At 72.2% G+C, this 10,499-nt stretch carries 9 protein-coding genes; 1 reads left to right on the forward strand and 8 read right to left on the reverse strand.

The window, feature by feature from the left end; translation table 11 throughout:
- The coding region (locus B9S61_RS02020; protein WP_308457745.1) for an Ada metal-binding domain-containing protein at window positions 1–192 on the reverse strand (192 nt) is incomplete at its 3' end.
- A gap of 75 nt (window positions 193–267) precedes the next feature.
- Window positions 268–1,374: a ribosome small subunit-dependent GTPase A gene (gene rsgA, locus B9S61_RS02025; protein WP_103540642.1), complete on the reverse strand. Its 1,107-nt coding sequence runs from the start codon at window positions 1,372–1,374 to the stop codon at window positions 268–270.
- Between the two features lie 432 nt (window positions 1,375–1,806).
- On the opposite strand from rsgA, the gene B9S61_RS02030 reads away from it, so the two are divergent.
- A complete protein-coding gene (locus B9S61_RS02030; RefSeq protein WP_103540643.1) occupies window positions 1,807–2,610 on the forward strand; it encodes a Crp/Fnr family transcriptional regulator in 804 nt (267 codons plus the stop codon).
- On the opposite strand, the gene B9S61_RS02035 is transcribed toward B9S61_RS02030, so the two are convergent.
- The 6 genes from B9S61_RS02035 to B9S61_RS02060 form a co-directional block, all read right to left on the reverse strand.
- A complete protein-coding gene (locus B9S61_RS02035; protein ID WP_103540644.1) occupies window positions 2,543–3,037 on the reverse strand; it encodes a hypothetical protein in 495 nt (164 codons plus the stop codon). The two genes, B9S61_RS02030 and B9S61_RS02035, sit on opposite strands and share 68 nt — an antisense overlap.
- 3 nt (window positions 3,038–3,040) lie before the next feature.
- Complete coding sequence (locus B9S61_RS02040) at window positions 3,041–4,147, reverse strand: hypothetical protein (RefSeq protein WP_103540645.1); 1,107 nt, start codon at window positions 4,145–4,147, stop codon at window positions 3,041–3,043.
- On the reverse strand, window positions 4,147–6,102 hold the full coding sequence (locus B9S61_RS02045; RefSeq protein ID WP_146064675.1) for a dynamin family protein: 1,956 nt from the start codon (window positions 6,100–6,102) through the stop codon (window positions 4,147–4,149). The genes B9S61_RS02040 and B9S61_RS02045 overlap by 1 nt, the downstream gene beginning before the upstream one ends.
- A 17-nt stretch (window positions 6,103–6,119) precedes the next feature.
- A complete protein-coding gene (locus tag B9S61_RS02050) occupies window positions 6,120–7,943 on the reverse strand; it encodes a dynamin family protein (protein WP_103540647.1) in 1,824 nt (607 codons plus the stop codon).
- Window positions 7,944–7,946: 3 nt separating this feature from the next.
- Entirely contained in the window at window positions 7,947–9,917 is a 1,971-nt protein-coding gene (locus B9S61_RS02055) for a dynamin family protein (RefSeq protein WP_181007194.1), read from the reverse strand.
- A 106-nt stretch (window positions 9,918–10,023) separates the two neighbouring features.
- Window positions 10,024–10,499 (reverse strand): cellulose-binding domain-containing protein (locus tag B9S61_RS02060; protein WP_181007195.1); only part of this gene is annotated, 476 nt, incomplete at its 5' end.

The raw sequence follows: 10,499 nt of genomic DNA on the forward strand, positions 1-10,499 counted from the left end.
CCGGCAGGCCCGGAACCCGGCGCCCTGCGCGGCGGCGGCGGTCGCGAAGAACCGCACGTTGGGCCGCTTCGGCGTGACGGCGGGGCAGCTGGGCCGGCAGTAGATACCGGTCGTCTCCACGGCGAAGAAGAACGCCCCGTCGAACCGGGCGTCCCGGCTGCGCACCGCCTCGTACCTGCTGTCCTCGTCCATCACACCGTCCAGTCTCCGCCACCCGGGAAGCCCCGGCTGGCGGAAATCGGACATCACGGTGGTGGCGAGAGGGCCCTACCGCAGCCGGCCCCGTTTGGCCTCCATCGCCGCCCTGCCGATGGCACCCTTGCGCTTCCAGTCCTTGCGGATCTCCGCGCGGAGCCTGGCGTCGGTCTTGGCCACGATGTACTGGTTCTCACGGAGCAGCTTGCGGTAGCTGTCGAGGCGCCGCTGCGGCAGGTCACCGGTCTCGATGGCTTCGAGGACCGCGCAGCCCGGCTCGCTCTCGTGGGCGCAGTCGTGGAACCGGCATCCCCCGGCGAACTCCTCGATCTCGGCGAACACCTGGCCGACGCCGGTTCCGGCGTCCCACAGGCCGACGCCCCTGAGGCCGGGGGTGTCGATGAGGACTCCCCCGCCGGGCAGTACCAGCAGGTTGCGCGTGGTCGTGGTGTGGCGGCCCTTGCCGTCGACGTCCCGGGTGGCCTGTACGTCCATGACGTCCTCGCCGAGGAGCGCGTTGGCCAGGGTGGACTTGCCGGCCCCGGACTGCCCGAGCAGCACCGACGTATCGCCGGCCGCGATGGCGGCGAGTACGTCGACCCCGTCCCCGTCCCTCGCGCTGACCGTGACAACAGGTACGCCCGGCGCGCTGTTCTCCACGTCCCGGACGAGATGTGCCCGGGTCGCGCCGTCGGGCACGAGGTCGGCCTTGGTGAGCACGACCACCGGCTGCGCCCCGGACTCCCAGGCGAGCGCCAGGAACCGTTCGATCCGGGCCAGGTCGAGTTCGAGGGCGAGCGAGACCGCGACGACGGCGTGGTCGACGTTGGCGGCGAGGATCTGCCCCTCGGACCGCTTGGAGGAGGTGGAGCGCACGAAGGCGGTACGGCGCGGCAGGTACGCCCGCACATACCTCGGCACGGCCCCGGCCGGGTCGACGGCGACCCAGTCCCCGGTGCACACGACCCGCAGGGGGTCGTGCGGGGTGACGAACGCGGTGTCGGCCCGCACGGCCCCGCCGGCGGTGACGACGTCGCACTGCCCGCGGTCGACCCGCACCACGCGGCCGGGCAGCAGCCCCTGCGCACCGTACGGGGAGAACACGGCTTCCCACTCCTCGTCCCAGCCGAGGGAAGCGAGAGGGTGCGAGGAAGCCGACAGAGAAGAGGAGAAGTTCAAGGGGAACCCTTCGAAGGGCGGCCCCGGCAGCGCGCCTCACAGGCGCGGCGGAAGAGGAAGTGTCAGCCGAGGGCCACGGAAGTGGGATGAACGAAAGTCCGGGTGCGGGCAGCACCGCTCGCCATGACAGTCATCGGTCACACCTCCTGTTTCGCGGCTCGTAAGCGGCAGCCTGCGTGGCCACCGCACAACCTCCAGGTCACCATAGAGCGGTCCGGAGACGGGCACCACCGGTTTTCACGACGGGCGCCGGCGCCCGCGGCGGCCCTACTCCTCCCGGCGCTTCTACCATGTCGCCCGCCCGGAAGGCGCCCCTTCCCGGAGAGCCGCACAGGATCCCCCGACTTCTGTGCAGAGCACACGAGTTGGGCACACAATGTGGGACGGACGGCATCTCGGCCGAAAACGAACGGTGACGTGAAGGGCCCTTCCATGACGTCAAGTGCTGCGCGCACGGGGCCCGCTCCGCGGCCCGCCGAACCGCACTGGCCGGCTGCCAGCCTGCTGGGCACCTTGTCGGCGAAGACACGGGACCAGCTGATCCGCCTCGGGCGACCGGTGCGCTACGAGGGAGGCGAGCGCCTTCTGCGAGAGGGCGACCACGGCTCGCACGTCTTCCTTCTGCTGGGCGGCTGGTTCAAGGTACTGGCCACGACGGAGGACGGCCGGGAAGCGCTGCTGGCGGTCCGGTCCGGCGGCGACATAGTCGGCGAGCTGGCCTGCTTCGACGGTCAGCCACGGGTGGCCACGGTCGTGGCGGCCGGAGCCGGCTTGGCGAAGAGCATCACGCGTCAGGACTTCCTCGCGGCCCTCGCCCGGCACGAGGACGCCGCGCAGGCGGTGATGGGCGTGGTGGCGGGCAAGCTGCGCTGGGCGACCCGGCGGCGCCAGGACTTCGGAGGTTCGGCGGTGAGCACCCGGGTCGCGCGGGTGCTCGGCGAGCTGGCCAGGGTGTACGGCAGCCCGTGCGAGGCCGGCATCTCGATCGGGGTCTCCCTGAGCCAGCCCGAACTGGCGGCGCTGGTCGGGGCCTCCGAACCGAGCGTCCACAGAGTGCTGCGTTCGCTCCGCGAGGACCGGGTCATCGAGACCGGGTACCGGCGCATCCTGGTCCGCGACGCCTCCGAACTCAGCCGGATCGCCGGCGCGTACGGGGACGGCCCGCCTCTCATGGCGTCGCCCCGGCCAGCACCAGCCATCCCGCCGCTGCCAGGACCATCGCGGCGACCCAGCTGACGGCGCGGGCGGTGTAGCGGTTCTTCAGGGAGGCGATACGGGCGATGGCAGCCGCCGTCGCCCATGCCTGGGCCGCCAGCTGGTCGCCGGGCGCCCCGGAGTGGTGGGCGGCGTCCAGCGAGAAGCGGTTCGGCGTCGTGTGTCTCCCCGTGCGCGGGCGGATCACCTGGACCAGCAGGTAGCCGGACACGGTGAAGCTCAGCAGATAGGCGAAGGCGGCGAGCCAGAAGACGACGGCCACCGGACCCGCGGCGGACGCCGGGGCACCGGCGGACCCGACCTGGGTCGCGACGACGGCCGCGAGACCGACGTGCACGGTGACCATCGTCCCGGCCTTGGCATCGGCCTGCTGCGTGACCTGCTGGAACGAAGCCATCGCGGCGACAGCTGCCGCCAGTTCCTCTGTGGTCGGTACGTGTTCGGCCATCTCTCAGTGCCCGCCCTGGTCGAAGTGGTCGACATGGCCCATGTGGTCGATGCGCGGGCCGGAATCCTGGTGGTGCGGATCGGGGTCGTCCGAGCCGGGGACGTGTGGGTCGGGATGAGAGGGATCCGGGTGGTACGGATCCGGGTGGTACGGACCGGCGGAAGGGTACGGGCCGGGATCGTGCCCGCCGGAGGGGTGCGCCCCCTGGTGGGACGCGTCGTCGTGATACACGTCGTCGTGGGACACGTCCGGGTGGTGGATGTCGGGGCCGTGCGGAGCCTGGGCCTGGGTGTCCGGGTGGCCGGCGCCATGCGGGTCTCCCCCTGCCCCGTCCGGCCCGTCGAAGTCGTCGTCCTGGCGGCCGGTGACGGCGGACCCCGGTACCGCCCACTCCCGCAGGACCTGGCTGTGCGCGACCACGGTGGCGGCGAGGTGGGCGGCGCCCAGCGCGGGGACGACGTACTCCCGCAGTGCCGCGCGCCGCGGTGAGTGCCCCCAGATCACCGGTTCCGGGCTGGGATCCCTGGCCGGCGCCGACCGCGGTGCGTACAGCCAGGCGCCGACCGCGAACGCCTTCTTCTCGATGATCACCTCGCTGCGGCGGAAGTCCGGGGCGGGCAGCCCCCGGGACTGCCGCAGGATCACGTCCCGGTGGAGTTCGTCCGGAACGGCGAGGGCCAGGTCACTGTGCTCGTTGCGCTCCAGCGCGCCGCGCAGTTCCCCGGAGTCCACCAGCCGGCTGACCAGCACCACGCAGTCGCCCAGGTAGCCGCTCTCGCCCCGGGAGACGGAGCCCTGCGCGAGTGCGGCCCGCATCCTCATCCTGCCGAACGCCCCGGGCGTCCGGTTCGCCTCGTACAGCCCGTCCCGGAGGCCGAGGATCAGCTCGGGGACGGCCCGCACCACGTCGGTACGGGCCGGGAAGACCAGCAGTCGGCCGTCGCCCTGCAGTTGCTGCTGCGTGCGGACCCGCAGAATGCGTGCGCGGCGCATCGCGTGCTCGACGACGAGACGGAGCCTCACCTGGGCGTCGGCCTGCCCGGTATAGGTGTGGCGGCTGTACTGGCGCAGGTCCACGGCCATGCACAGGCGCCCGCGGTAACGGGCCATCAGAGCAGCGCCAGTTCGTCGGTGAGGTCACCGAGATCGTCACCGGCACGACGGAGCAGCGTGTCCAGCTCCCGCAGTGCGGCGCGGCGTTCCGCGACGGCCGCCTCGCCCTGCCCGCAGATCTCCCGGGCCGACTCGACACTGCGGGTCAGCTCCCGCATGCGGGCGGACATTCCTTCGGTGATCTCCCGGGCGATGGGGTCCATGGTCGTGGTGGCGAATGCCTCGGCCGCTTCGCGGGCCTGCTCGGGCGCGGCCAGCCGCATCTGGGTGGACATCTCCCGGCCCACCGCCTCGCGCATCCTGGTCTCCAGGCGTCCTCCGGCCTGCTTGCCCTTGATGAGCGCGTGCACGACCATACTGCCGACCAGGGTGGGGAGCCCGAACGGGGTGAACATCCAGGCCATGACGATGGCCATGGTGACCGGAAGGGTGCGCAGCGCCTCCTTGGCTCCGAAGCGGGCCCCGACCATGCCGCCGGCCACACCGCCGAGAATCAGTCCGGCCGCACCCGAGACGAACCTGGTGAGCGCCTGTTCCTCCTGGCGTTCCCCGGCCCGGCCCGCGTCCTCCACGCCGGTGAGACTGATCCGGAGCTCGGACATACGGGCCTCGAAGGAACTGAGCTGGGCGTTCATCCGCTCGGCGAGTTTCTCCATGTCCTGGAGGATCACCGGTTCGAGCGAGTCGCTCACCCAGGCGGCCACCTTCGACTCGAGGGCCCTGGCCGTGCCGGCGGCGATCTCCTGGGTGACCTGTTCGGCCTGCTCCTTCACCTTCAGCGGGTTCATGCCGATCCTGGCCGTCAGGGGGACCCCGGCCGCGAGCGTCGGGGCCTCGTCCGCCACGGACGCGAGGTAGCCGGCGAGCAGCGTTTCCACCCGGTCCTGGAGCATCCGGGTCTGGTTGCGGAGGTCCAGTGAGATCTGCCGGGCCTGTACCTCGAGGTCGCGCAGCGGCTGCTGAGCCGCTTCCCAGTCCCGTTCCAGGTCGGTGGACTTCGCCTCGAGCAGGGCGAGCTCGTGGGGGATGTTGCGGTCGAGCTCACGAGCGAGGCCGCGCAGGGCGCGTGCCGGAGCCAGTAGCTTCACCTTGTGGCGCTCTCTCACCAGGTACCGTTCCAGGGCCCGTTCGAGGTCGCCCACGCCCGATTCCTCGTACGCCGCGGTGTCGTCGGCGATCCGGGCGAGCAGCGCGGCCTTGGCGTCGACGAAGTGGAAGCGGCCTTCGTCCCGGTCCTCACCGCGCAGGTGGTGGATGCGCTCCTGCGCGCCGGCGGTCACGTCGGCGCGCTCGGTCCGGTCGATGGCGTCGAAGTAGGTGAAGACGAAGAACGGGTCGTGGGCGTCCAGGTAGGAGGTGAGGAACTGGGACTCGCTGATACTCATGGGGGCGATCGCGTGCTGCAGGAAGATCACCGCGTCCGCCTTGGCCAGATGGCCGAGGGTGATCTCGTCGCGTTGGGCGTGCTCGTTGAGTCCGGGTGAGTCGATGAGTACGACGTTGCGGCGGCAGAGGTCCAGCGGCCAGAGGACCTCGGCCTTGACGAAGGGGCTGCGTCGGTCGCGTTCCTTGCCGTTGACGGTGATGAGGGCGGTGAGTTCCTCGGGGCGGACCGTCTCGGGCTCCGTGGCGTCCTCCCGCCACAGGCGGGCGGCCGGAGGGTCGCCGAACTTGACCTCGGTGATGACGGCGGTGGCCGGCGTGGCCTTGACCGGCAGCACCTTGGCGCCCAGCAGGGCGTTGACGAAGGTGGACTTGCCGCGGTTGAAGTCACCGACCACCATGACGTGGAAGGCGTCGGTGTCCATCCGCCCGAGCACATCGGTCACGACGTTCTGCGCCCCGACGTCGCCGATGCGTTCGGCGATCCGCCCGAGGTCCCTGCAGATCTCCGTCAGGCGCAGGCGCTGGGCGCCCGCGGTGTCGTAACCTGCCGCTTCCGTGGTGGTCATGGTCGTCACTCTCTCTTTCAGTCCCGGAGTGCGGTGCGGATGCGTACGGCCAGGGCGGACGCGGCGTGGGCCAGGTCCGGCCAGTCGGTGCCGGAGGAGGCCGGGGCGGCGAGCGCGGCGCTCCGGGTGTCGTGCCACACCGTGCGGGACTCCTCCAGCCGGTCGAACACGTCCGCGTAGATGCCCGTCAGCAGGTCGAGGGCCTGCCGCAGGAAGGCCGTGGTGCCGTCGTCGACGACGCGGACGAGGACGGCGTCGACCTCGCTGCGCTGGCGTTCGGTCGCGGACCGGATCGCGCCCTCGGCCAGCAGGCCGCCCATGAGGCTGAACCCCGCTCCGTAGATCATCGGCACCGGGACCGCGCGGGCCAGGGCGATGAAGTAGCCGACGATGGCACCGCCCTGGGCGCCGAGCCGGGTCGCCAGCCGCGTCCGGGTCAGGTCGGAGATCTCACCGGTGAGCTGCGGTTCCACGGTGGGTCCGCGCCAGGCGGGGCCGCGGTCCGGAGCGGGGACGGGGACGGCGCCGGGCATCCGCCGGGCGACCTCGGCGTCCAGCCAGTCGGTGTCGGCGGCGAGGCCGGGCAGCACGGTGCGTTCGCACCGCTGGGCGAGCAACGCCAGTTCGTGCCTCAGCCGGAACGGCAGGTCGCGTTCCCACCAGCCGCCCGGGTCCGGGGAGCGTTCCAGTTCCCAGCGCAGCCTTTCGATGAGTCCGTCGCGCTCCTTGTGGATCTGCTGTCGGAGGCGTGCGGTGAGCGTCAGCCGGCGTTCGGTCAGGTCGATGTGCAGCTGCTTCCAGTGCTGTTCCTCCTTCTCCGGCAGTGCGTCGTCCCGGACGGCCTGCTCGTCGGCCCCGGTGTCGCAGAGCCCTTCGGCCGCGAGGGCGGCGGCGGCGATCCCGGTCATGGCCTCGCAGTGGTCGGCCACCTGGGCGGCGATGCGCCGGTCGCGCCAGAGCGTGCGCCCGCTGCCTCCGGTGAAGTCCTCGACAAGGGCACGCAGGGCCGTCAACTCCGGCTCCCCGGCGCCCGGTTCCGGAGCCCGCAGTAAGGGGAGGTCGCCGGGCAGCTCCGACAGACGCTCGCCGAGGTGCCCCAGGGTCTCCTCGCGGTCCTCTTCCCCGACCAGGTCCAGCATGGTCACCACCACGGCGACGAAGGGGACGTGGCGGCAGAGCACTTCTTCCTGAAGAAGCCGGATCTCGGTGCTGCTCAGAGGGGAGACGGCCGAGACGACGAACAGCACGGCGTCGACGGCGGCGGAGGCGGCGCGTACCCGCTCGAACTGCTCCGCGCCCCCGGCGTTGACGCCCGGCAGGTCGACGAGTTCGGCGCCCAGTTCCCGCAGCCAGGCGTCGGCCACGGAGGCGACCACCGCGGGCTCCTGCGGCACCGGTCCGGGGAAGGGATCATGGTCGCCGGGCCCCGGAGCGGGCGGAGGACCGACAAGTCCGTCCCACGCGTCACCGGCGTCGAGGCCGCGCGTCTCATGGCGTCCGTCCGGCCACGTGAGCCGCAGCGAATCCGCCTGGGCCCCACGGACGGTCACCGGGGCGCGGGTGACCGGGCGCGGCCCCGCCGGCAGGATCTCGCGGCCGATCAGCCGGTTGATCAGGGTGGATTTTCCCCGGTTGAACTCGCCCACCACCGCGATCCGGAAGGCCGGCCTGCCGCGTTCGGCGGCCAGTGTCTCCAGGGCCGCAGTGATGCGGTCCAGGCCGTGGGCGTCCGACAGCATGCGGGCCTCCCGCAGCCAGCCGGGTGCGGCGGCGCCGACATCGGCGATGTGGTCGGTGGTGGTGGGCGGCGGGGTGCCGGCGGGCAGGGAGTTGTCGTCCACAGGTCACATCTCCTCGGGATCGGGGGCGGTCCCGTCGCCGCGCAGTGCGGCGACGTCTTCGCGGCGGCGCCTCGCGGCGGCCGCGGCCTGGTCCATGGTGGTGATCCCGGAGGCCAGTTCGGCGCGCTGCCGGGTGTGTGCGGCGGTGAGCCGGACGATCTCCGCACCCCACTGGCCGTCGTACCGCTCGCAGAGTTCGGCGATGCTTTCCGTGACACCCACGCGGACGCGCAGCAGGGACTCGCCGACGCGGAGGCCGATCTCCTCGTACGCGGCGGAGACGATCGGCTGGATCCGTTCCAGGAACCGCGTACGCGCCGCCTCGTGACTCCCCTTGCCGATGAGTGCGCCGAGCGCGCCCCCGATGAAGGTGCCGATGCCCGGGGCGATCAGGCTGCCGGCGACGGCTCCGGCCATCGCCCCGCCTCCGGTACGCAGCTTGCCCCCGGCAGTCAGCTGGGTGCCGATCTCGGTCAGTCGCCGGTCGACACCGGAGAGGTCGGGGGCGGGCAGGCCCCGGACCGCCACCCGGGGTGCCGCGGGTGCGGTCCAGGACTCGCCGGCCAGTCCCGCCAGTGCGCTGTACTCGGCGGTGAAGTCCTCCGCCAGCTTCCGGGCCTCGGACTTCAGCAGTTCACCGGCCTGGTCGACCGCGGCGTGCACGGTCCGTTCGGCATCGGCCCGCAGGTGGAGACGGACGATGCGCGAGACGTTCTCGGTGGCCTCGGCGATGTTGCCGATCCTCTCCCCCGCAACGGCCTCGGCGATGGCCGCGTCCAGTGCCGCCCGGGAGCCGGCCGGCACGCCCGCCGCTGCGGCACGGCCGAGCTGTCGCTCCACCCGGTCCAGGACGCGTTGCGACCAGGCGCCCAGGAAGGCCGGGAAGTCGGGCAGGGAAAGGGCTGCCAGCCGCTGCTCCGTACTCAGGAGTGCGGAGCGCTGGGACTCGGCGGCCTCCTCCACGGCGAGGAGCAGTTCCGCGAGCAGCGCGAGCACCGTGGCCGCCATGGCGGACCGTCTTCTGGTGGCGGCCAGTTCCGCGATCCGCGCCTCGACCGCGAGGAAGCGCGGCAGGTGCGCGTCCGGACCGGAGCCACGGGGACGGGACGCGGACGGACCCGTGCCGGGCCGGCCCGGTACGGCGGTCAGCTCTTTCAGTGCCTGGGCCGGGGCGCAGGGCAGGAGCACCGGATCCACGATCCCCAGATCCCTCAGCCGGTTCTCGACGGTCTCGACGACCTCGGAGCGCTCGTCGTCGTCGAGCAGGTCCATCTTGGTGAGGACGAAGGCGCACCGGTCGTGGTGGTCGTGCAGCGGCCCGTCGAGGAACTCCACCAGGGTCATCGACATGGCGGAGACGGCCGGCACCACGACCAGCGCGAGGTCCGCCTGCCGCACGGCGGCCTCGGCCAGTTGCCGGTGCCCCGGTTCGGTCACGCTGAACCCCGGGGTGTCCAGGACCGCCGTGCCGCCGCCCAGCAGGGGGACGGGTGACAGAACCTCGAGGTCCGTCACCCGCGTGGCCAGGTCAGTGGTCAGTACGCGTTCCAGGGCGGTCTCCAGGTCGCCCGGCCGTGTGGTGTGCTGCCGTCCCGTCAGTTGCGAGAACTCCCTCGACGGCCATGCCAGTACGGAGTCGTCGGTGGTGCGGACCACCATGCCCTCGGCATCGTCCCGGTGCCTGAGCACGGTCGTGGTGTGCGTGGTCACCCGGGCCGAAGAAGGCAGGAGCCGGCGTCGCAGGAGGGCGTTGAGCAGGGTGCTCTTGCCGCTGGACGCCTCACCGAAGACCGCGACCCTCAGTTCCGGGTCGGCGGCCCGCGCGTCGACCGCCCGAAGCCGGGAGCGCAGCGCGTCCCGGCGTTCGGGTGGCAGACGGAGACGGTCGAGCAGGTCGTGTATCCATCGCAGGTGCCCGGACACCGCCGAGTCCCGCGCTTCCCCCGGACCGTTCACCACCTGCTGTTCCGTCACGTCGTCAGCGTAGGGAGAGCGGTCGGGTCGACTTCTCATCAGACGATGGGATCTGCCCGAACGTGTTCATCGGTTCCGACTCGCCCCGCAGGGCGGCCGGTGCGGGTCACCTGCTCGCGCAGGTATGGCCGTCGAGGGTGACGTCCGTGGGCGGGGAGTTCCTTCCGGCCCAGGAGGCGGTGAAGCCGAAGGCGAGTTTTCCGCCGGCGGCGACCGTCTTGTTGTAGTCGGCGGCGGTGGCGGTGACCCGGGGGCCGTCCTGGCTCGCCGAGGCGTCCCACATCTGGGTGACCCGCTGGCCGTCCCCGAAGGTGAAGCCGACGCTCCAGGAGTCGAGTGGGTGCCGGGTGGTCACGGTGACGTCGGCCTGGAAGCCGTCGTGCCACTGGTCGACCAGGTCGTAGTCGACCCGGCAGGTGGCCGGCCCGCTGCGGGCGGCGGTGGTCTCCGGCGCGGCGGTGCCGGAGGAGGTGCCCTGGGGTTCGGGGTCGGAGTCGGGGTCCGCGCCGGGGTCCTTCCGGTCCGGGGTGCGCTCGGCGGTCGGCCGCGGGGTGTCGGGGGTGGCGTCGTCGGGCGGGACGG

Source organism: Streptomyces sp. SM1 (assembly GCF_002910825.1).
Taxonomy (GTDB): Bacteria; Actinomycetota; Actinomycetes; order Streptomycetales; family Streptomycetaceae; genus Streptomyces; species Streptomyces okerensis.

What these genes read in the sequence shown, in the direction of transcription:
- B9S61_RS02030 (WP_103540643.1), top strand. Translation starts at nt 1,807, where the DNA reads ATGACGTCAAGTGCTGCGCGCACGGGGCCCGCTCCGCGGCCCGCCGAA.
- B9S61_RS02035 (WP_103540644.1), bottom strand. Translation starts at nt 3,037, where the DNA reads ATGGCCGAACACGTACCGACCACAGAGGAACTGGCGGCAGCTGTCGCC.
- B9S61_RS02040 (WP_103540645.1), bottom strand. Translation starts at nt 4,147, where the DNA reads ATGGCCCGTTACCGCGGGCGCCTGTGCATGGCCGTGGACCTGCGCCAG.
- B9S61_RS02045 (WP_146064675.1), bottom strand. Translation starts at nt 6,102, where the DNA reads ATGACCACCACGGAAGCGGCAGGTTACGACACCGCGGGCGCCCAGCGC.